Genomic DNA, 21,946 nt, shown 5'->3' with positions numbered 1-21,946 from the left:
TGTTATCCTCCTGTTTTTAAGACTGTTAATCTAATTACTTCTCTATATGGAGGAGAATCCCTTCAATTAAAAAGATTATTTAACAGCAAAAAGCCTGCCTACACCAAGCGTAGACAGGCTGGGATAACAATGATCATCCATTGGCAGCTGTTTTTGGTTTTCTTGCTTCGGTTTTGTCAATAATCGAGGTGCCGACCAGGTCGCCGGTGACATTGAGGGCGGTACAGCCCATCCCGACAAGGGCATCGATAGCTGTCAGAAGACCGACTGCTTCCATCGGCAGGTTCAGCTGGGCGAAAACCGTGGCGATCATGATGATTCCGGCCCCGGGAACACCCGCCGTGCCGATCGAGGCGAGTGTCCCGATTAATACAACCTGCAGCATATCCGTAAAGCTAAGCGGGTCACCGATTATATTGGCCGCAAAAACTGCAGAAACGGCGATTCGGATGGCTGCACCATCCATGTTTATCGTGGCTCCGAGCGGCAGGTTGAAACCGTAGAGGCTGCGGGACAGTCCTAAATTATCAGCAGCGTTCAAGGTCAACGGTAATGTCCCTGAACTGCTTTGGGTGGCGAACGCGGTCAGCATCGGAGTTCGAGCCTGGGAGAAAAAGCGCCCCGGGCTGAACTTGGCCAGAAGAAGGAAAACGGCATATAGCAGAACTTGGGCAATCAAGGCGATATAAAGAACGGCAACCATGTTGCCAAGTTCAAGTAACGTATCGAACCCCTGGCTGCCGACTGTGTTTGCGACAATCGCAAAAATCCCAATCGGGACATATTGCAGGATCACCTTCATGATGGTCAGTGTTGCTTCATTCAATCCGTTGATGACGTTATAGACATTTTCCCCCAGTTCCGCATAGTTTTCTGAAGAACGCAGAGAAGAAATGGCGATTCCGAATGCAAAAGCAGTAAAAATGATTCCGAGCAGATTCAGCTCCGTAAAAGCCGTGGCAATATTGTCCGGAACGATATTGAGCAAGACACTTGCCATACCTGGATTGTCCGGAACCTCGACCGCTTCACTGTTTCCCAGGGTCATCCCGGTACCCGGTTGGAAAACGCCGGCGATGGTAACGCCGATGATAATGGCAAAGGCAGAGGAAACAATGTAGTAAAGGAACACTTTCCCGCCCGTCCTTCCGAGACTGCCGGTTTTCGTTTGATTGATGCCTACCATCAGCGTAAACAATACCAAAGGAATGATCAGGAATTTAAGCAGACGTATCAATAAATCGCCAAGTGGTTCTAATATGGACGCCTCACTGCCAAATAGAAGGCCGGTTATGACGCCGAGTATAAGGGCGGTGGTTATTTTAACAATCAAGGATGTATCAAGGTAGCCTCTCCATACTTTTTTCATCGAATGACTCCTTTATGTTTGGATTCTATTATTACTCATAGTTGTTTACTAGGGATTTACGTTCATAACATACAAGACATTTAGAGTGGAGTCAAAAGCCCTGTTTCCGTTCCCTATGTCGTTTCTTTGACGAAAGAAATAGAGATTCTACCAGTTATCACTATTTCCTTTGTATTTAAATTTGGATGAAAGAAACACGTAGCCAATCACCAAAAGGCCAGTTTTTTGCAATCAACTATGTAGCGTAAAATTTAACGGACCCGGGAAAAGAAGTTGCTTGGATTTGCCGGTAAAGGGTTGGAGCAGAGGTCTATTGGAAATGCCTAGATTGCCGGGTAAGTACGAAAGGTCTCTTGTTTATGGCGGCGTTTCTTTGCAGTCTGAAACACGGCTGGTTGATGAAAAGGATAAGTAAAGGCATTTGCCGCTGATTTTTAGGAAGGGATGATAGAGAGGTCATGCCCTGTTCCTATTCGGCAATATCATCCAATTTTTTATCCGAATGGTATGGGCCACCAGAGCCTGGATGGCTTAAAACGAAGGAATCGCGCAACCGGGACTTGCTACATGGCGATACATTCAGTAGTATGGGTATAGGAAAAAATTAAGGAAACCTACTGAAATGAGGGTAACAAATGAACAAACAATCCATTTATGGATTAACTTTCGATCAACTGACGTCTTGGCTTACCGAGCATGGTCAGAAAAAGTTCCGTGCCAAGCAGGTTTGGGATTGGTTATATAAAAAACGGGTTACCGCTTTTAAAGATATGAAAAACGTGAATAAGGACTGCATTGAATTGCTGGAGGAACACTTTGTCGTGCAGACATTGAAACAGGCGATCAAGCAGGAATCAAAAGATGGGACAATCAAGTTCCTGTTCGAGCTTCAGGATGGAAACCTGATCGAAACGGTATTGATGCGATTCAATTATGGACTTTCGGTCTGTGTGACCACGCAGGTTGGCTGTAACATCGGCTGTACATTCTGTGCCAGCGGCTTGCTGCGAAAAAATCGCGACCTTTCCAGCGGCGAAATTGTTGAACAAATCATGAATGTCCAACATCATTTAGATGGTGCGGGCAAGGATGAGAGGGTCAGCCACATTGTCGTCATGGGTATCGGCGAACCGTTCGATAACTACACGAATATGATGGACTTCTTCCGGGTGGTCAATGACCAGAAGGGGCTTTCCATCGGGGCGAGACATATCACCGTTTCTACAAGCGGGCTTGCCCACCGGATCTATGACTTTGCGGACGAAGACATTCAAATCAACCTGGCTGTTTCTCTGCACGCGCCGAATAACGAATTGCGCACGAAAATCATGAAAATCAACAAGGCATTCCCATTGGAAAAGCTGATGCCTGCTGTTGATTATTATCTCGAAAAAACAAACCGCAGGATCACCTTCGAGTATATCCTGTTAAGGGATGTCAACGACCATAAAGAAGAGGCGCTGGAGCTTGCCAGGCTGTTGAAGGACAAACGCCATTTGTCCTACGTCAATCTGATCCCGTACAATCCGGTTGATGAACACAATCAATATCAGCGCAGCACGAAACAGGCCATCCTCGATTTTTATGAAACATTGATGGACCAGGGAATCAATTGCGGTGTCCGCGTTGAACAAGGTTCCGATATCGATGCTGCCTGCGGACAACTGCGAAGCAAACAAATCAAGAAAGACAGAGCGAAAGCGACTGTTTAACGAAAATGAAAGTGAAAACCCGCCGATTTCTGGCGGGTTTTCCTTTTCCAGGCGGTATAAGGAGTGATAGAGGTAGCGGAACGGCAAAAAGCCCATTCATTCGTTCGATGAAGCTTAAATGGATCCGCAATCCGTCAAAAATGCACTTCATCCGGTCAATGAAGTTTAAAATGCGTCTACGCCCCGTCCAAAACGCACTTCATCCGGTCAATGAAGTTTAAAATGCGTCTACGCCCCGTCCAAAACGCACTTCATCCGGTCGATGAAGTTTAAAATGCACCCACGCCTCGACCAAAACGCACTTCATCCAGTCGGTAAGTCTTAAGTAGGTTAAATAGCGTCAAAGATGCTGCCGATCAATCTGCCTATCCCTCTTAACAACCAAATAACCAAACGGACAGGAAGCATCAAGACTTCCGGGATCCACGTTAATAATTCAAGAATATCCCATTTTCCCAACCTGTTGTCCGCTTTTCTTCGCTTATTTTTTCTCCTCAATGGTTAATCCCTCCAATCCCTTGTAAACCTTCGTTTACTAAAGTATGCTCCAAGCATTAACAACAATAATCCCACGCTTATTCCGGTAGCTCCCTGGCCAATCACAGTAAACACCGTACTGCTTATGGCCGAAAGGATGAATAGATATTTCATGTTGTATGTCCTTCACCTCGAAACTGAAAACTATTTCATTTTCTTATAGGTTAACAGATTTTTCAAATTATTTTACCCTTTTTTATTAGATTACCAAAGTAATTTTGAATAAATGGAGTCTAATTTAAGCGACTATTTAATTAGAATTGTTCAAAAATAATAAAAATTTTAAATTACCCGTTTTTTTACTCGTTTACTCGGGAAGAAAATAATTGTCCAATCATTACATAAAGGGAGGAGTTTATTCAATGAGTGAAAACAAAAACCGCAAACAGGAACAATTGGAGCAGTTCAAGACGGATGACAAAGGAGAAAAACTGACAACCAATCAGGGTGTCAAAGTATCAGAGGATGAATTTTCGCTGAAGGCAGGCAAACGCGGTCCGACTTTGATGGAAGATTTCCATTTTCGTGAGAAGATGACGCATTTTGACCATGAACGCATTCCTGAACGGATTGTACACGCTCGTGGCTTTGCCGCTCACGGAGAGTTCCAAGTCTATGAATCGATGAAGGAATTCACCAAAGCAGATTTTTTACAGGATCCTTCGAAAAAAACACCCGTATTCGTTCGGTTCTCCACGGTTGCCGGATCACGTGGTTCCGGTGAACTGGCCAGGGATGCCCGCGGATTTGCCACGAAATTTTACACAGATGAAGGGAACTACGATTTAGTAGGAAACAATATACCGGTCTTTTTCATTCAGGATGCCATGAAGTTTCCGGACTTGATTCATGCGGTCAAACCGGAGCCGCACAATGAAATTCCGCAGGCAGCGACTGCCCATGACACGTTCTGGGATTTCGTCGCCAATAACCAGGAGTCGGCTCATATGATCATGTGGGCGATGTCCGACAGAGCCATTCCACGAAGTTTCCGGATGATGGAGGGCTTCGGCGTCCATACTTTCCGCTTCGTCAATGCAGAAGGAAAGGCCCATTTCGTTAAGTTCCATTGGAAGCCAGTGTTGGGAACCCACTCAGTGGTATGGGACGAGGCACAGAAAATCAACGGGAAGGACCCTGATTTTCATCGTCGCGATTTATGGGAAGCAATCGAAAATGGCGACTATCCGGAATATGAACTCGGCGTGCAAATGATACCAGAGGAAGAGGAATTCCGTTTCGATTTTGATATATTGGATCCTACCAAGATATGGCCGGAGGAAGATGTTCCGGTGAAGTTGATCGGAAAAATGACGCTGACTCGCAACACAGATAATTATTTTGCGGAAACAGAACAGGTTGCTTTCCACCCGGGTCATGTCGTGCCGGGCATCGATTTCACGAATGATCCCTTGTTACAGGGACGGCTGTTTTCTTATACGGATACACAGCTGATCCGACTGGGCGGCCCGAACTTCCATGAGCTGCCGATCAATCGCCCGGTTTGCCCGTTCCATAATAACCAGCGGGACGGTTATGGACGACAAACGATCAACAAGGGACGTGTCAGCTACCATAAAAATTCGCTTGCTGCCAATACGCCGGAACCGGCGAGTGAAGAAGAAGGCGGGTTTAAGCATTACCAGGAAAAAGTGGATGGATACAAAGTCCAGGCTCGCAGCGATAGCTTTAAAGACCACTTCTCGCAAGCTACGTTATTCTGGAACAGCATGAGCGAAGCGGAAAAACAACATATGATCCAGGCATTCAGCTTTGAGCTGGGGAAAGTGGAAAGTGAATCCGTCCGGCAGCAGGTTGTCGATATGTTCGGCAATGTAAGTATGGAACTGGCGACAGAATTTGCGAAAGCGATCGGAGCCAATCCGCCGCAAGGAAAAGATACAGGCGTAACGAAAGCTTCTCCAGCCTTAAGCCAGGAAAACACGAAATTCAAAGCCGATACCCGCAAGATTGCTTTGATCCTCGGCCAAAACTTCAATGGCAAGGAAGTAAAACCGGTTATCGATGAACTGAAGGGAAAAGGACTGCAAATAGAAGTGATCAGTGATAGCCAGGGTAAGGTGACCGGAGAAGACGGTACCGAGCTGGACGTCGACCATACCTTCCTGACGGCTGATTCCGTATTGTTTGATGCGGTATATGCAGCAGGCGGAGAGGAAAACAAGGAATTTTATAAACAGGCCGCCTATTTCGTGATGGAAGCATTTTCGCACTATAAACCGATCGGCGCGACACATGAAGGCAGAAAGCTATTGGAGGCAGACGGCATGGAAGACAGTCCCGGCGTTGTTTCAAGTGAAGACACAAAAAGCTTCGCAGAGCAGTTCAGCAAAGCCATTGCCGAGCATCGCCATTGGGACAGAGAAGTTTTATAGAATGAAAAGGATATAACCCAGAGGGCTTCACACCCTCTGGGTTATCATTTTGCGTTGGAAATCTCTTGAAATTCTTCTTTCTCCTGTATCCCGCTGTTAAGGCTGTGCAACACCATTCCGCCAATCACGAGAAAAACTCCGGCGAAAGAAAGCAGGCTTGGCATTGCTGCATGAAGAAAGATGATTTCCCCGATCAAGGCAAACACTACCTCTCCAGATTGAGTGGCCTCGACGCCGGCCAATTTTTGATTGTCGTGTTTAACAAGATTGGTAGCGTAGAAAAATAGACCAGTAGCGATGATGCCGGACGAAACAGCGACGATGAATGTCTGGACAAGCTGACTGGAAGAAGGTGCGCCGTGCGCTACAGTACCGTAGACGGACAGGACCAGCCAAAACGGCATGCTGGCGATGGTCATGCCGAGTATCCGCTGAAACGTATTGAGCTCGTTGCCGACGACCTGCATCATTTTCCGGTTTCCTAAAGGATAACTGAAAGCGGAAAGAATTAACGGGATTGTACATAACCAGACACTTGCCAGGGGCACTGCTGAAGCGTGTTCAAGCTGCATCAGGATAACACCGCCCAGAATAATGGCGGAAATGAGGACGCTTTTTACCGGGATGGATTGCTTTATCTCCGTCCCTTTATCAAGAAATGGGACGAGCAGGGAACCGGCAATGATCGTCAGCTGAAAGGTTGCTGCGACCAGCCACCCTGGACCATATACGGTGGCAAAAGCAATCGGAGCATAGAATAATCCGAATCCAACGGAGCTCCAGACAATCCAGGCTGTTGGATGGTTTTTCAGATGGATCAATACGGGCTTGATTTTTCCTTGGAAGCCGACGATTGCCCATAACATCGGGAGCATAAAGAAGAATCGTAAAGAAGCGCTCCATACCCAGCTTCCGCCTTCCAGCTCCATTGACCGGTTCAGGATAAAGGTGACAGAGAAAAAAAGTGCCGCTAATAGTCCGACCACAATCACTCGCATCTAGTTAACCTCCAGTAAATTTTCAGGTATGCGAACTATTTTACTACAACTTCCAGCGGAATGGGGGAGTTCCTGTGACTTTCTTTCAAGAGGAAAATTGGATAATATTTTTGCAGGAGTAGTAGTAGTCTTTCATCGCCAATCAGCGGGTTTTCTTTTATCCAGCCAATTAGGTACACTGAAAAAAGAAGAAGCGAAAAGGGTGATAGAGTGGAGGAAAGCGCTAAGACAACCTATGTAGAAGTCGTGGAAATCAAACAAGTGGGGGAAGGGATGCGGGTCTGTGTCGACTTTATCGATAGCCTGCAAGAGGAGGAAGGTCTTTATATCGGCAATACTGGCCATGGTTATCTCAAAGTCTTGTCAGAAAACAGACAATCGGAAGGGTACCCGCCACGACCATTCCGGATAAATTGTGGGGGATTTCATCAATATTTGTACCAGGAAAAGGCAAGCCAATACTTGCAGGAAATCAAATCAGGAGAATCCCTTACCGTGAGTAGTCCCCAGGGAAGTCGGTCGATCTCGATCGGACGCGTGAAAATAGAAAGACGTCCGTTCATACGCGTCACTTGTCAAAGTGATGAAGGTATTATCGTATCGGCTACTTTACAGTCTTCTACTAGCGTATATGTACAGGAGGAGGAAAAAGGTGCTGTTTCTGTTCTGGATTTGAAAAAAAGAGACAGAATTGCCGGGAGGATGGATAAGCCAGGCAGGCACCTCGGGAAGAAAATCGACGAATTCATTGAGGAAAGATAAAACCGGCCATGAAAAAACGTCATTATATGTGATAGGGTGAACAAGATGAATGATCGACAAACCGGGCTGTTGCGGTTTCTGCTTACCCGGGAAAATAATTATATTCAAGTAGATACACTGGCCCAGCACTTCCATTGCTCCGAGAAAACGATTCGCAATGATTTAAAGCATTTGGAACAATTTCTGTTCGAACATTCCGAGGGGCGTTTAGAAAAAAAGCCTGGCTTAGGGGTGTTTGTGAAGGTTGACGAGCCGGATAAGTCACGTCTGTTTGACCAGTTACAATCGATGCAGCCAATAGAGCGGAAAACGGATAGAGACCGCAGGATGGAAATTGCGTACGAGTTGTTGGTAAAAGCAAAGCCGCTGACCACCGGAGAGCTTGCCGATAAATATTTTTTGAATAAAGGTACCATTCGAAAAGACCTGGATAAAATTCGTGATTGGCTGAGGAAAATGAATGTCTCCGTCATCTCCAAGCAAAAAGTGGGGCATTCCGTCGAGGGGGAGGAGAAAAATATTCGGCTGGCCCTCTCAGAATTGTCACGGCTCGGCAGCCAGGGAGCGATGCCAATTGCGGCGTTTATGGAAACGATGTTCGCCAGTGCCGATATCCGGCTGGTAAAAAAGGAACTTGATGACTTACAAATAAGACATAAGCTGTCTTTCACGGATGAGACGTTCGACCGCCTGACCATTCACGTGCTAATTATGATTAAACGAGTGAAAACCAGACAGCCGATTTCCGTTTCAACGAAAGAGAAACAGATGCTGCATGATAAGGAAGAGCTTGAATGGGCAGCTGAATTTCTTGAAAAGATGGCAAGTGTTTTTGCCGTCCGGTTTCCGGAAGACGAAATGTATTATCTCGCTTTTCATATTCTCGGGGCCAAGCTCCGTTATCAAACAGTACCCGGAGGTCAGGCAGATGCTACATGGACAAGCCAGGTGCCGATGGTGAACGAGCTGGTCGAAAAGCTGACAGCACGGATGTCCGAAGTGACGATGATCGATTTTGCCGATGATGATCAACTGAAAGAAGATCTTATTCTGCATCTCTCTTCTACTGTCAACCGGATTACGTATGGACTGCCTGTCAAAAATCCGATGCTTCAGGAAATTAAACAGATGTACCCATACATGTTTGATATGGTGATTTATATCGTGGAGGATATCCATGATTACTTCGATTTTTCTTTACCGGAAGAGGAAGCCGCCTACTTGACGATTCACTTTCAAACATCGATCGAACGGCTCCGTAACCAGCGGGTGGAAAAACTTCAGGCAATCGTAGTCTGCCATATGGGGGTGGGAGTATCCCAGTTGTTGCGGACGAAGCTGGAAGGAAAGTTTCCGGAAATCGAAGTTGTTGATAGTGTCGCGAAATACAACGTAAAACAATACCTTGCCGACCATCCAGTCGACTTTATCGTATCCACTGTACCAGTCGAGAAAACCGGTATCCCGGCGATCCAAATTTCCCCGTTGATGGATGGGCATGAAATAGACAAGCTTGCTTCCTTTATCGGGAAACTGCAGTCCGGATCGGGAACCAAGCAGGCCGTGACTGTACCGGGTTCTCATCTTGCGGAATTGATGGATCCATCTCTTGTGTTTCTGCAAGTGGAAAGGGAACACCGCTATGAAGTGATCGAGCTGTTGGCCAATCGGTTGTTCGAACAAGGTTATGTCGATAAGAAGTATACCCACAGGGCGATCAACCGGGAACAGCTTTCTGATACGAATATCGGGGCGGGCATTGCCATTCCGCATGGAAGTCCTGACTTGATCAAAACCCCGGCGATTGCTGCTGCAACGCTAAAAGAGCCGCTGGAGTGGGGAGATAGCAGGGCTTCACTCGTGTTCATGCTGGCAGTGCCCAATGATCATCCAGCCGTCCGCGAGGTCTTTAAGGAGTTGTCTGATCTTACTGAACAGCCTGGCAGAGTGGAACGGTTGTTAGGAGAAAGTGATGTGCAGCAGTTTATTAGCTTTATATAAAAGCAGTTTTCTGAACGTTGTGGTTTTTATACTGCTATCCAATTTACTTCAAACCTTTGGAAAGTTGCATGGTAGTTCGGCTTTGCGAACACACCCGGTGGCTTCTGAGGCGGCTGGTCATGCTTCTTGGGCGCACTCTCCTGCCTTTTCTTCACCGATTATCTGAGTCTATTGTCGTAAGTTCGTGCTGATCTTAAGAGTACGGCTACTCGTTACTCCTGGAGTTTCATGAAGGAAAAATGCCATTGTTTTTGAAGAGGAGAATGGAACTTATTAGCGTGGTGAAACGCAAAAAAATATCCATTTTTCCGGAGCAATGGAAAAAAACAAAACTTTTGTCCTGGTTCAGAAGGGGTATAGTGTATGTAAGCGATTACGAAGTTAGGAGGAATCAGGATGAAATTGTTAGCGATTACTTCGTGCCCCAATGGCATAGCCCATACGTACATGGCAGCAGAAAATCTGCAAAAAGCTGCCGATGAATTGGGTGTAGACATCAAAGTGGAAACACAAGGTTCCATTGGGGTGGAAAATGAATTTAGCGAACAGGACATAGCAGAGGCAGATGGCATCATCATCGCCGCAGACAAGACAGTAGAAAAAGATCGGTTCTCCGGAAAAAAATTGCTGGTGGTAGGCGTGCAGGAAGGAATACGCCAGCCGAAGCAGTTGATCAACAAGGTCATGAGCGGAGATGTGCCGGTGTATCAGGGACAAGCCGATACAAAAAGGGCAAATTCTCAGAAAAAAAAGGATAAAGAAAATCCGATTTACCGCCATTTGATGAACGGTGTTTCCTATATGATTCCGTTTATCGTCGTCGGTGGTCTGTTGATTGCAATTGCTCTGTCGTTGGGCGGACAGCAGACGCCGGAGGGCATCCAGATACCGGAAGGATCGTTCTGGAAAACGATTGAAAGCATCGGTGGCGCCTCCTTTACATTCATGGTACCGATATTGGCCGGCTTCATTGCGTTCAGTATAGCGGATCGTCCCGGTCTGGCACCTGGTATCATCGGTGGTTATATTGCAGCTAATGGCAGTTTTTACAATAGTGAAGCGGGTGCCGGTTTTCTCGGCGGTATCATTGCCGGCTTCCTGGCAGGATATGTAGCGCTATGGATTAAAAAACTGAAAGTGCCGAAAGCAGTCCAGCCAATTATGCCGATTATCATCATACCGGTCTTTTCAGCACTTATTGTAGGTCTGGCATTTGTATTCATTATTGGCGGACCGGTAGCACAAGTATTTGAATCACTGACCTCTTGGCTGGCAGGCATGCAGGGAACAAGTTCCATTCTGTTGGCACTGATTTTAGGTGCGATGATCTCATTCGATATGGGTGGACCTGTAAACAAAGTGGCATTTTTATTCGGTTCAGCCATGATCGGGGAAGGCAACTATGAAATCATGGGGCCGATTGCCGCAGCGATCGCCATCCCGCCAATCGGGCTTGGCCTGGCTACCTTCCTGTTCAAGCAGAAGTTCCAAAAAACCGAAATTGAAACAGGAAAGGCTTCCTTTACGATGGGATTGTTTGGCATAACAGAGGGCGCGATACCATTTGCCGCTCAAGATCCGCTGCGTGTCATCCCGAGTATCATGGTCGGTTCGATGGCAGGTTCCGTCATTGCGATGCTTGGCAATGTAGGGGATAGGGTTGCCCATGGCGGGCCGATCGTCGGGGTCCTCGGCGCAGTGGATAATGTCATCATGTTTTTCATCGCCATCATCGTTGGGGCGATTGTGACAGCATTGATGATTAAGCTGATCAAAAAAGACGTGCCGGACCAGCTGGCGCCGGTTGGCGGTGAAGAGGATGTTTATGCAGAAGATGCAACTGAGCAATTATCGATGGATAATCAGCAAACAACAACAGAAACGGCTGACACAGAAGAGCCTGGTGCAAGATCACTTGATGAGATCAACAAGCTGACCGATATCACGAGTCCCGAGTTGATCGATATCGATTTACAGGGAAATACCCAGGATGAAGTGATGGATGAGCTGATCGGGAAATTGGATGCCAATGGCTTACTGACTTCAGCACAAGAACTCAAGCAGAAAATCATCGAACGGGAACAAGAGAGTACAACCGGAATCGGCATGAACATCGCCATCCCGCACGGGAAATCCAATGCCGTTAAACGACCAAGTGTCGTATTCGGGATGAAACCGGACGGTGTCGATTGGAACAGCATGGATGGCACGACTGCCAAGCTGATTTTCCTGATTGCCGTACCGGAGCAAGCAGAAGGGAATGCCCATCTAAAAATCTTGCAGATGCTGTCCCGCAAACTGATGGATGAAAACTATCGCGAGCAGCTGCTGCAAGTACAGACGAAAGAAGAAGCTTACAAGTTGCTCCAAAAGGTGCAATAAGATAGTATGCATGCCTACAAAATTCAATATTATTACTGGGCCGTAAGTAACCATGCAATCAACCGAAAACACGCTTGGAAATAGATCCAAGCGTGTTTTTTCAATAAGGGCTTTATGCTTTTAATCACTATTTGGTTTAAATGAGCCACTTGAATGATTTATTTCGCCTAATTCAATCCTGTTTCCATCAGGGTCCAATAAAACGGCAATAGTACCCCAATCAAATTGTAAAGTCCTGTTCAAGAATACAGCGCCACGGTTCTCTAACTTTTCTACTGCAGTAGTTAATGACTCTACATCAAAACGGATAACAGTAGGATTTTGTTTTCTTTGCTTTTCTTGAAGGGAGCCAATCCCGCCTTGCTCTACCATTAAGTAACCATTTGGTAAATCAAAGGTCACCAGTGTTTCTTTTCTATTTCTTATGGGTAATTTTATAACATTCCTATAAAAGTGGATGCATTTTTCGTACTCTTCCACAAACAGTATCAATCCAAATTCTTTAAATTCCATGTGATAATACTCCCCCCAACGAATCCGAATATTTTCTACCAACAGTTTAGCTTAAACGATTTGTTCTGCTAATCTTAAAGCAGTACCTTCTTCTATAGATTAACACAGTATTACCATTCCGCTTTAGGTTTTCTCTTTATACGACACAATACTTATCCTTCCATAAAGGGTCAGGTGAAGAAAAAAACGTGAAGGTATAAAAATCTTCACGTTTTTCCCATATTCACGCCTTATATTTCGCTGTCTGCTCCTCCAATTCCTCTGCAAGACGGGAAAGTTCCCCGGCGTTTTCGGAGACTTCCTCCATCGCACTGGTTGATTGCTGGGCAGAAGCTGATGCCTGTTCGATGCCTGCTGCCGATTCTTCTGACACTGCTGCGATTTCCTGAATCGATTCATTCATGCTGTTGCTGTTTTCGGCAATGTCACGAAGGTTTGTGGAAATATGCTGGATTCTTTCCACCATATTTCTGACAGATTGATCGATATCGCTAAACGTTTCTCCAGTAGCCCCGATTTGACGAGATCCTTCTTCGACTTCCTTATATCCCGATTCCAACGAGGCTGCCACGCTGCTGGATTCATGCTGGATGTTGCCGACTATATCCGTAATATCACCTACAGAGTTAGAGACTTGTTCGGCCAGCTTGCGCACTTCATTTGCAACAACGGCAAATCCTTTGCCGTGCTCTCCGGCACGCGCTGCTTCGATAGCAGCATTCAAGGACAACAAGTTGGTTTGTTCTGCAATATCGTTGATCACATTGATCAGCTTGGAGATTTGCTGGGACTGGGAGTCCAGTCCTTGCACTTTTGTTACAGCCTCCTTGACGATGCCTTCGATGTTTTTCATCTGGCTGACCGATTTTTCCATCATGGAGCTTCCGTTTTGCGTCATCTGCAAGACATCATCAGAGGTACCGGCGATTTGCTCGCCATTTTCATGAGCCTGGTTGATTTTGGCCATGAAATCCGTCATCATTTCCGATAACTCGGTAGAACTGTTGGCCTGTGTTTCAGCTCCCGAGGTTAATTCCTGCATCGTGGAAGCGATCTGCTGGCTCCCTTCCTTGACTTCTTCTGCTGATCTGGTCAACTGGGAGCTTTGACCGGAAACCGCAGTGGTGGCTTCAGTTACATTGCGGATAATCGAACGGAGGCTCTCTTTCATCTCATTGATTGATTGGGACAGCTGTCCGATTTCATTGGTGCTATCATGAGTAAGTTCTACAGATAAGTCGCCCTCCTCGACGGTCTTCATTTTTTCCCGTAAGGTTTTAATCGGACGGGTAATTCGACCGGCGATTATCCAAGTAAGAAGTGCGGAGAGCAGTAAGACAACAAGTATGCTGATGGCGATTGGTATGAGAATCGGCTGGGATTTCTTCGCTAATTCAGCCTTGTCCACTGTGCCGAGAATGATCCAATTCAACCGGTCATTTAAGGTATATCCTGCCGTTTTATCCCCGCCGTCCCATGAAAAGTCAACCGCACCGGAACTGTTGTTTTGCTCGATGATTTGTTGATAGAAGGATTCTCCAGACATATCTTCGCCGATATATGCTTCATTTGGATGAACGACGAATTTTCCGGATTTATCCATGATCGCTGCATAACCGGACTCGCCGATTTCCACTGTGCTTATCATGTCAAGGACTGACTGCATATTGATATCGATTGACAAAACGCCGACAGCCCCCGTACCAGCTTCCACCGCTTTTGCCGCGCTGACAATCAACTCTCCGGTATCGGCATCAATATATGGCTCTGTCCAAATGACCTTCCCGATATTCTCGGTCGCTTCCTGGTACCAGGGGCGGGTCCTGGGATCATAATCATCCGACAAGTCCAGTGCTGGGGCGGTCAGCATTTCCCCCTCTTTTTCGGTACCAAGGTACGCTGTAGAAATCGCTTCATTAGAAGAAGAAATATTCGTTAAAGCGTCCATCATGTTACTGCGTTGCTCGTCAAAATGGGTAAATTCGTTTTGTTCAGCATAATGATTGATGAGTTGTTCCTGGCCGCGGAAAAATGTTTCAAACGATTCATTTAACACGTTTGTCTGGCTCTCGATACTGTTGGTCAGTTCATCAGTGGTCAAGGATGCACTGAAGGTGTAGCTGATATACCCGATCGCGGCACCGGCGGCCAATATCAAGGTGATCAGCGGAATCAGGATTTGCCGCTGTAAGGTTTTAGAGAAAAAGCGACCAGTGTTTTTTTCTTTTTTTCTGTTCGTGGTCATGGTAATACCCCCATCGTTGTTTGTGTCAGGTCAGCTGCTTTTAAGGAAATGCTTTCTTCTATCATAGGTACAAAGCAGCAGTTCTACCTTTTTCATCGTCAAAATATTCGTAATTATTTATACTAATTAGAAAGAAATGTATAGATTCTTGTATAGAAGGGTTGCTTGATGATCATGAGAGAGAGGATGCCATTCCTGCTTGTCATATGCGGGGCCGTGCTTTGGGGGACGACCGGGACAGCACAGACATTTGCACCGGAAACGGCGCACCCAGTGGCTGTGGGAACTATCCGGCTTGCTGTAGGGGGTGTTACACTTCTCCTGTTATTGTTGTTATTTGATAGGAAGGGCAGTTCCTTGCGAGGGTTTTCGTCGAAGCAGGCGCTACCTGCGGTGATCAGTATGGCTTGTTATCAGCCGCTGTTCTTTTCCGCGGTGACGATGACAGGCGTGGCTGTCGGAACAGTAACGGCGATAGGAAGTGCCCCTATTTTGGCAGGGATTTTGGAAGTGGTTTTTTATCGAAAAAAACAGACGATCCGGTGGGGAATAGCTACATTGCTGGCAGTTACTGGATGTCTATTACTGTTTGTGAACACCGGCACAGTGACTGTCCGGCCGCTAGGAGTACTGCTTGCACTCGGTGCCGGTTTGTCCTTTGCTGTCTACTCCTTGACGAGTAAGCAGCTAATGGAAAACCGTTCCGCGCTGTCGGTAACAGCTGTTATCTTTACTGGTAGTGCGCTGCTGCTTGCTCCGCTGCTGTTTTTGTATGATATGACCTGGATTGAACAGTGGCAGGGAATAGCCGTTGGTCTTCACCTCGGAATCGCTGCAACCAGTGCGGCTTATCTTCTGTTTTCACTTGGTCTACGGGGGATACATTCTTCCACAGCGGTCACATTGTCCTTGGCAGAGCCGCTTACTGCAGCTGTATTGGGTGTGTTTTTGGTCGGAGAAACACTAACTGCTGTTTCCTGGTTTGGCATGCTGGTTCTTCTGAGCGGGATGGTTGTGTTAACAGGGGGAGAGAAGCAACTTGAAAACCGGCATGGAAAAGCAAACCGTGTGTAAAACCTAGTGAATGACCGGCGGCAAATCGATTGTCGCCTCATCTTTCAACGAAATGTGCAGTTCCAATTGCTGATTAATGGTGGCAAGAAAGACCGATTCCGGGTCAGGTATATTTTGGGCTGCTAGCTGGTTCAACAGCCAGTCCTGATCGACCTGGAATTTTTCCAGAACGGAATGATATATCTTTCCTTCCATTACGACTGGATAAGCAATACTGGCTGCTTGCTGGGAGAGACCCATGTCTTCCCGCGTGACCGTGTTTTTTTGTGATTTTTTCAATACACTCAGGGAACCGTTTGCCTCGATGACAGCTGTCTCTACCTCCGAAATATCAAACACATTTTTTTCCCGGAGCATCTGCAGGACATTATCGATGGAATAATGGATTTTTTTTAAGTTTCCCCTTAACAGCTTCCCGTTTTGGATGACGAGTGTCGGTTCAAAGGTCACTAGTTTGCCGAATTTACGGCTTGATAGCTTCCATTTGGCTACAAGGCGCTGCAGTACGGCAATTCCCAGCACGGCGATAACGGTTGGCAGATGTTCGATGCCAGGATCGGCAATATCTGCGCCAACGACTGCTCCGATTGTCAACACGATTAAAAAGTCGAATACGGGCAGTTCTCCAATGGCCCGTTTTCCCATGAATAAGGTAATAATTAATAAAAAGGGCAGGATAGTGGCTATCCGAAACAGGACGAGCAAGGAATCTTTGAAAAAATCGGCCATATGGTCGTTCACACCCTTTCTGTAGAGTTGTCTCCGGTTGTATTTAATTTGGCTCGTTTAGCTGTATTTATGCAGGTGGTGGAGAGCTTTGGCTTTATCTATGAAGCCAGTTATTGCAAAATAGAAAGATAATCGGACAATCAGTCAATAAGCAGGAGGGAAAGCATGGATACATATAACCAATATGATGCAGTCGGGTTGGCAGAATTGGTAAAACAAAGGCAAGTGAAGCCACAGGAATTGCTGGAGCATGCGTTTCAACGTTTGGAAGAAGTGAATCCCGCATTAAATGCCGTGATTCGTTCTCGTAAAGACAAGGTCTTCAAAGAAGCGGAACAGCTTGATGTAGACGCCCAACCATTTGCCGGTGTACCGATGGCATTGAAAGATATTTCCCAGGCAATGGAGGGGGAGCCTTTGACCGCCGGCTCTCGTTTATTACGTGACAATATTGCAAAAAGGGACTCCAATTTAGTGGCGCGTCTCCGTAAAGCAGGATTTTTATTTATCGGACAAACCAATACACCAGAATTCGGACTGAAAAATATATCCGAACCGGAACTTTATGGAGCGACAAAAAATCCATGGAACAGAAACCATTCATCAGGCGGGTCAAGCGGGGGCTCAGCAGCTGCTGTTGCATCCGGCATCGTGCCCGTCGCCGGTGCGAGTGACGGTGGCGGATCTATCCGAATTCCAGCCTCTTTTACTGGTTTATTCGGTTTAAAACCGACAAGAGGAAGGACACCGGTCGGTCCGGGGAATGGGCGACAGTGGCAAGGAGCTTCAATCGACTTTGCGTTGTCCCGTTCCGTTCGGGACAGTGCAGCGATGCTGGATCTGCTCCAGACCTTTCAACAGGAAGCTGCATTCCATATCCCGCTGTATGAAGGCAATTACTTGAAGGATATGCAAAAACCCTTAAGGAAAAAATACCGGGTTGCTTATACGACGGCTTCGCCGGTGGGAACTCCTGTAAGTAAAGAGGCCGAGACTGCTGTACATAAAGTGGCACGGTGGCTGGAGGAACAAGGTCATGAAGTTGAGGAGATGGAAGCTCCCATCGATGGCATCAGACTGATGGAGAACTACTATATCATGAATAGTGGAGAAATTTCTGCTATGATGGCTGGTATGGAGAAAGCGTTGGACAGAAAGATGACATTTGATGACATGGAGATTGTCTCCTGGGTGTTGTACCGGGCCGGTCAGAACGTGACGGCGGCTGAATATTCCCGCAGCCTGGCTGAATGGGATACCGCTGCTGCGGCTATGGCTGATTTTCATAAACGATACGATTTTTATATCACTCCGGCCAATGCCCACCCGGCACCGGAGAATGGAGAACTTACTCATACTGTGGAAGAAACCGAGCAATTGCTGAAGGTGGAGAGTGTCAACAAACGCAGACAGCAGGAGATGGTTTATGAAATGTTCGAACCGAGTTTGACATATACTCCACATACGCAGCTGGCCAATTTGACCGGGCAGCCGGCGATGACAGTGCCTGTACACTTGTCTGACAGCGGTCTGCCGATGGGGGTTCAGTTCATTGCTCCAAAAGGATGGGAAGTTCTATTACTGCAGATAGCCGGTCAACTGGAGAAAACGGATTTTTGGCTGGATACCGAAGCAGCTGCAATTAACCGGAAATGATATTTTTGTTTAGGATCCAATGAAAAAAGGGAAATTACCTACAACAAAGGAGGATCCGTACTATGGGAAAATGGATCAAAAGGTTGATCAAGTGGGGGCCGATGGTTTATCCGCTCATCCGTAAATTCAGAAACAGCCGCCGCAATGCGGGCCGATATTAATGTGCGATAAATAAAGAAAAGCACCGCCATCCGGCGGTGCTTGCTAGCTGCCGGATTTTTTTCGGCAGTTTTTTAATTGTATAGGAAATTATAAATTTAACTGTCTGTGGATAATTATTGGCTGAAACAGCCACGTCCAGCTCCAGCGCCTACCCCCTCGAGGTCTTAAGCCCACCCTCTGTGTGGCAAAAAGCGCCACGCCGAGGCTGTTCTTAAGCTTGTCGGGGGTGAGCAAGGCGCTTGCGCTTTTGTCCTAGAAAAGAAAGCTTAAAATGGTGATCAGGAAAACACACTTTTGAAAATGCGTAATGTCCCGCCGCTTCTGCAAGATACTCGCTATCCGCTGGTAACACTTCAGCCCCCTCGAAAAGCAAAGCCTGCTTTTCTGCGGGATCTCAGTTGTTGCTTTTCCCAGAGGAGTCGTGCATCTTGCCCCTGCTTTTCTTATCACGGCAGAATGTTTATAATTGCACTCTCTGTCTAATCGTTCTCATTGACGTTTTCTATAGGTTCAAACGCAAATTCGACTTCTTCGTATTTCCGTTTATATTTAATATGGAAGTTATACCCTTCAAAATACCAGGCATCCGATTCTTCCACAAAGAAAGTAATGCCTAATGACTCGGTGCGAAAAACCGGCTCCTTTGGCTGCTCGATTGCAAGGGCAAGAGAGAATCCCCTGTGCAAGCCGCCATGACCGCCGTATCTCGCATAAAATCGGACGGCATCTCCTTCCGACAAATCCAGTTCCTTTATGTACCATTTTGCTGCAGGTTGAGTTATGGAAATCATGTTTGTTCCTCCTTGTCCCTTTTACTATATCAAAAAAATCCCTCTCTTCACTATTTCTGCAATGGAGCGACAAAAAATAGACACAAAAAAGCCGGCTGCTGAGCCGGCTTTTTTTGTTCATTACTTATAAATCAATACGTTTCCTACTGTTCCATCAGTGCTTTCTCCGATAATGCGGAACTTCAATCCTTCTGTAGGAACATTGCGTCCTGCATCTGGCAATCCTGGATTGCTGTAATCGGCACTGTCATCGAACAATGGACGGCGTTTGGTATGGTTATCTGTCAATGTTACGCCGAGTGTTTCGGTATAATCAAGGAACATTTTACTAGACTTGTGCAGGCTGAATGCGGCGTCGTTCAGCTGATAGCGGGTATCTGCTACCGAACCGTCACTCCAGTAATTCGTATGCTGGTCGGCATCAACCACGCCTAGGAATCCTTCACCAGGGTGTACACCGGTCCAGTTTTCACTATAGGAGTTATCGACATACCAGACCATGAGACCTTCGTCAAAACTCATCAGGCTTGCACCTCTGCGAATGTGAGCTAGCCCTTCATCCACCCCGTTGTGGGATCTCCACTCAAGCAGGTAATAATGTTCTGAATAGAACTTTCCTTCATCCTTTACAAATCCATCCAATGCAAACGGAGAGTCACCCTCGGCATCGTCTTCCACGACTGCAGTTCCGTCTGCAGTGACCGTAATGTCATCCACATAGAAACCAGGCTGCGCCACTGCGACGTCTGTCCAGTAGTTCAATTCTACTTCCACCTCTTGCCCGGCATAGCTGGACAAGTCGAAGCTGGCATCCACCCATCCATCAGAATTGCCAGTGATCCCATATCCAGGATTCTGTCCATTTGGATCTTCTGTTGTAGTGATGTTTCCTTCAATTGATTCACCATTTACTTTTACGGAAGCATAATCCCAATCTGATTCAATGTTATACCATGCTTTAAAGTTCAGTTCAGCACTGGATGCTCCGGTTAAATCGACACTCAACGTCATGGAGTTATCCAGATTGTTTCCGCTGCCGCTAAAGTATTCATACTGACCGCTGGCAGGCTGGTTTACTTCGGTTTCTTTATCCGGAAGGTCAATTCTTACGGCATCGTTGTTCGTGCCTTTTGTTACCCCTTCATCGAGCAGGATGCTCGTACCGTTGCCGGTGATTTCATCCGCGTTCAAGTTCGTTCCGCTTAGCCAATTGCCGCCATGTTCAGCTTGTAAGTACTCTTTTGCATAAGGACTGAAACCACTAGGTTCTGTACCTGGTACGTCTCCTGCCCAGCTGCCGCTTGACATGATCGACCAGTAAGAAACAGGCTCACCCGCTCCGGTATATTGGGTATCATATTCATCCGGCAGGCCAAGGTCATGGCCGTATTCATGTGCGAATACGCCGGCAGCTCCATCTTCTGGCTCGATGGTATAGTCATAGGCTGCCAACTGTCCACCGAAACGAGGGCTGTCTGAGCTTGCGCCAGGAACAGCAACCAGGTTGCCAAGATTCCAGCGGTGTGACCAGATAGCATCTGCTCCCAGGTTACCTCCGCCTGCTTCTTCCCCAACACCGGCATGGATGACCATCAAATGGTCGATAATTCCGTCCGGCTCATGGTAGACGCCGTCACCGTCATAGTCATCGCGATCCCATTGGTCGTATTCTGACAAATTGACGTTCGGGTCTTGCGCTGCCTTGCTCAATGCTTCGTACACCAATTCACGTGGACGCGCGTCACTGCCATCAGGTGTCGGGTAATTTCCGCCATAGTAAGCCGCTTCGTGATCGGCTGTGTACCAGCCGGCTACCGTTCCGTCCACTGTATAACTTCCGCCGGACTGCTGCTCATAGTATTGTTTCATCGAGACAAGATTTTCTCCATTTGGTCCTTCATAGCCATTTTCTCCAAAAATCATGTCTTGGAAGTGATCATGGGTATAATCTTCATAGAACATATCTGTTTCATCTTCTGTGATCGAACTTTTCTCATAATCTGGGAAGTCGATGGCAAGTACCAACACTTTGTCTTCCCGGACAGAGCCGTCATACGATTCTTCTTCGACACTGCCTACTTTATTCTTCTTGGCTATGCCAAGTTTGTTTCCTTTCCCATTCGTCAATGCATTATTGCTTTTGTTATCATTTAGAACATCTTTTTTGTTTACTTCTGAGTCAGGCGTTTCCTCTTTTGGAGCACCTTTTGCCTTTGCCTTCAAAAAACGGTTTAATGCTTCTTGAGCCTCCTCAGCTGTGGCATCCGCAGCAATTTTCCCCTCTTCTTTCAACATCTCGATCAGCTTCTCGTCATTGGCAATTCCCAGGTCAACCGGTGAACCGACTTGAGCCGTAGGAACCTTTGGACTCAACGTTTCTGCCTGTGCTTTTTGGACCGGTGATAGAGCACCAACGGTCAAGGTACTCAAACCTAAAGCCATCGCCATAGCAGTTGAAGCGATTTTTCGTTTGTTCAAAAAAACTCCCCCTCGTAATTTTCTGAATATTTACAATCTATAAAATACCATAAAATCCTAGTAGATTACTATAAATAACACATAAGTTTCTACAAAATGGTAAGATTTGCCCGGCGGCCGCTTAGAAAATTGGGTATATAG

Annotated in this window: 16 protein-coding genes; 8 read left to right on the top strand and 8 right to left on the bottom strand. The window is 46.6% G+C overall.

Features of this window, described 5'->3' with window-relative positions; translation table 11 throughout:
• Positions 1–133: 133 nt before the first annotated feature.
• On the bottom strand, positions 134–1,369 hold the full coding sequence (locus ERJ70_RS18515; protein WP_209366208.1) for a dicarboxylate/amino acid:cation symporter: 1,236 nt from the start codon (positions 1,367–1,369) through the stop codon (positions 134–136).
• A 635-nt stretch (positions 1,370–2,004) separates the two neighbouring features.
• Here ERJ70_RS18515 and rlmN point away from each other — a divergent pair.
• Positions 2,005–3,081, top strand: coding sequence for a dual-specificity RNA methyltransferase RlmN (rlmN, locus tag ERJ70_RS18510; protein WP_209366207.1), 1,077 nt, complete (start codon positions 2,005–2,007; stop codon positions 3,079–3,081).
• Positions 3,082–3,411: 330 nt separating this feature from the next.
• Here rlmN and ERJ70_RS18505 read toward each other — a convergent pair whose 3' ends face one another.
• Positions 3,412–3,579, bottom strand: coding sequence for a hypothetical protein (locus tag ERJ70_RS18505; protein WP_209366206.1), 168 nt, complete (start codon positions 3,577–3,579; stop codon positions 3,412–3,414).
• A gap of 401 nt (positions 3,580–3,980) precedes the next feature.
• Between ERJ70_RS18505 and ERJ70_RS18500 the strand changes: the two genes are divergently transcribed.
• Entirely contained in the window at positions 3,981–6,014 is a 2,034-nt protein-coding gene (locus tag ERJ70_RS18500; RefSeq protein ID WP_209366205.1) for a catalase, read from the top strand.
• Between the two features lie 44 nt (positions 6,015–6,058).
• Here the strand turns inward: ERJ70_RS18500 and ERJ70_RS18495 are convergent, their stop codons facing one another.
• Positions 6,059–7,012 (bottom strand): DMT family transporter, encoded by a 954-nt coding sequence (locus ERJ70_RS18495; RefSeq protein ID WP_209366204.1) that lies wholly within the window; start codon positions 7,010–7,012, stop codon positions 6,059–6,061.
• A gap of 210 nt (positions 7,013–7,222) precedes the next feature.
• Between ERJ70_RS18495 and ERJ70_RS18490 the strand changes: the two genes are divergently transcribed.
• The 3 genes from ERJ70_RS18490 (at position 7,223) to ERJ70_RS18480 (ending at position 12,157) form a co-directional block, all read left to right on the top strand.
• Positions 7,223–7,774 carry a 3-dehydroquinate synthase II domain-containing protein gene (locus ERJ70_RS18490; RefSeq protein ID WP_209366203.1) on the top strand — a complete coding sequence of 184 codons (552 nt, stop codon included), beginning with the start codon at positions 7,223–7,225 and terminating at the stop codon, positions 7,772–7,774.
• A 45-nt stretch (positions 7,775–7,819) separates the two neighbouring features.
• Positions 7,820–9,775 (top strand): BglG family transcription antiterminator, encoded by a 1,956-nt coding sequence (locus ERJ70_RS18485; protein ID WP_209366202.1) that lies wholly within the window; start codon positions 7,820–7,822, stop codon positions 9,773–9,775.
• A gap of 396 nt (positions 9,776–10,171) precedes the next feature.
• Entirely contained in the window at positions 10,172–12,157 is a 1,986-nt protein-coding gene (locus ERJ70_RS18480; protein ID WP_209366201.1) for a PTS fructose transporter subunit IIABC, read from the top strand.
• Positions 12,158–12,277: 120 nt separating this feature from the next.
• Here ERJ70_RS18480 and ERJ70_RS18475 read toward each other — a convergent pair whose 3' ends face one another.
• Both ERJ70_RS18475 and ERJ70_RS18470 read right to left on the bottom strand, forming a co-directional pair.
• Positions 12,278–12,670: a VOC family protein gene (locus ERJ70_RS18475; RefSeq protein WP_209366200.1), complete on the bottom strand. Its 393-nt coding sequence runs from the start codon at positions 12,668–12,670 to the stop codon at positions 12,278–12,280.
• 223 nt (positions 12,671–12,893) lie between these two features.
• Entirely contained in the window at positions 12,894–14,915 is a 2,022-nt protein-coding gene (locus tag ERJ70_RS18470; RefSeq protein ID WP_209366199.1) for a methyl-accepting chemotaxis protein, read from the bottom strand.
• A 168-nt stretch (positions 14,916–15,083) separates the two neighbouring features.
• Between ERJ70_RS18470 and ERJ70_RS18465 the strand changes: the two genes are divergently transcribed.
• Positions 15,084–15,989 (top strand): DMT family transporter, encoded by a 906-nt coding sequence (locus ERJ70_RS18465; RefSeq protein ID WP_245208060.1) that lies wholly within the window; start codon positions 15,084–15,086, stop codon positions 15,987–15,989.
• A gap of 3 nt (positions 15,990–15,992) precedes the next feature.
• Here ERJ70_RS18465 and ERJ70_RS18460 read toward each other — a convergent pair whose 3' ends face one another.
• Positions 15,993–16,718, bottom strand: a complete 726-nt coding sequence (locus ERJ70_RS18460; RefSeq protein ID WP_209366198.1) for a DUF421 domain-containing protein — start codon at positions 16,716–16,718, stop codon at positions 15,993–15,995.
• Positions 16,719–16,883: 165 nt separating this feature from the next.
• On the opposite strand from ERJ70_RS18460, the gene ERJ70_RS18455 reads away from it, so the two are divergent.
• Both ERJ70_RS18455 and yxzF read left to right on the top strand, forming a co-directional pair.
• On the top strand, positions 16,884–18,374 hold the full coding sequence (locus tag ERJ70_RS18455; protein WP_209366197.1) for an amidase: 1,491 nt from the start codon (positions 16,884–16,886) through the stop codon (positions 18,372–18,374).
• A gap of 62 nt (positions 18,375–18,436) precedes the next feature.
• Positions 18,437–18,535 carry a small protein YxzF gene (yxzF, locus tag ERJ70_RS20270; protein ID WP_508493371.1) on the top strand — a complete coding sequence of 33 codons (99 nt, stop codon included), beginning with the start codon at positions 18,437–18,439 and terminating at the stop codon, positions 18,533–18,535.
• Between the two features lie 480 nt (positions 18,536–19,015).
• On the opposite strand, the gene ERJ70_RS18450 is transcribed toward yxzF, so the two are convergent.
• Complete coding sequence (locus tag ERJ70_RS18450) at positions 19,016–19,327, bottom strand: HesB/YadR/YfhF family protein (RefSeq protein WP_209366196.1); 312 nt, start codon at positions 19,325–19,327, stop codon at positions 19,016–19,018.
• A 120-nt stretch (positions 19,328–19,447) separates the two neighbouring features.
• Positions 19,448–21,805 (bottom strand): immune inhibitor A domain-containing protein, encoded by a 2,358-nt coding sequence (locus ERJ70_RS18445; RefSeq protein WP_445190368.1) that lies wholly within the window; start codon positions 21,803–21,805, stop codon positions 19,448–19,450.
• Positions 21,806–21,946: the final 141 nt, after the last annotated feature.

Origin of the sequence: Sediminibacillus dalangtanensis (assembly GCF_017792025.1) — a bacterium.
Lineage (GTDB): Bacteria > Bacillota > Bacilli > Bacillales > Amphibacillaceae > Sediminibacillus > Sediminibacillus dalangtanensis.
This window is presented reverse-complemented; position numbering and strand designations above follow the sequence as displayed.

Bases quoted from the DNA above. Each gene is read 5' to 3' on its own strand.
- ERJ70_RS18465 (WP_245208060.1), top strand. From the start codon at position 15,084: ATGATCATGAGAGAGAGGATGCCATTCCTGCTTGTCATATGCGGGGCC.
- ERJ70_RS18480 (WP_209366201.1), top strand. From the start codon at position 10,172: ATGAAATTGTTAGCGATTACTTCGTGCCCCAATGGCATAGCCCATACG.
- ERJ70_RS18450 (WP_209366196.1), bottom strand. From the start codon at position 19,327: ATGATTTCCATAACTCAACCTGCAGCAAAATGGTACATAAAGGAACTG.
- ERJ70_RS18455 (WP_209366197.1), top strand. From the start codon at position 16,884: ATGGATACATATAACCAATATGATGCAGTCGGGTTGGCAGAATTGGTA.
- rlmN (WP_209366207.1), top strand. From the start codon at position 2,005: ATGAACAAACAATCCATTTATGGATTAACTTTCGATCAACTGACGTCT.
- ERJ70_RS18495 (WP_209366204.1), bottom strand. From the start codon at position 7,012: ATGCGAGTGATTGTGGTCGGACTATTAGCGGCACTTTTTTTCTCTGTC.
- ERJ70_RS18485 (WP_209366202.1), top strand. From the start codon at position 7,820: ATGAATGATCGACAAACCGGGCTGTTGCGGTTTCTGCTTACCCGGGAA.
- ERJ70_RS18475 (WP_209366200.1), bottom strand. From the start codon at position 12,670: ATGGAATTTAAAGAATTTGGATTGATACTGTTTGTGGAAGAGTACGAA.
- ERJ70_RS18470 (WP_209366199.1), bottom strand. From the start codon at position 14,915: ATGACCACGAACAGAAAAAAAGAAAAAAACACTGGTCGCTTTTTCTCT.
- ERJ70_RS18500 (WP_209366205.1), top strand. From the start codon at position 3,981: ATGAGTGAAAACAAAAACCGCAAACAGGAACAATTGGAGCAGTTCAAG.
- ERJ70_RS18460 (WP_209366198.1), bottom strand. From the start codon at position 16,718: ATGGCCGATTTTTTCAAAGATTCCTTGCTCGTCCTGTTTCGGATAGCC.
- ERJ70_RS18515 (WP_209366208.1), bottom strand. From the start codon at position 1,369: ATGAAAAAAGTATGGAGAGGCTACCTTGATACATCCTTGATTGTTAAA.
- yxzF (WP_508493371.1), top strand. From the start codon at position 18,437: ATGGGAAAATGGATCAAAAGGTTGATCAAGTGGGGGCCGATGGTTTAT.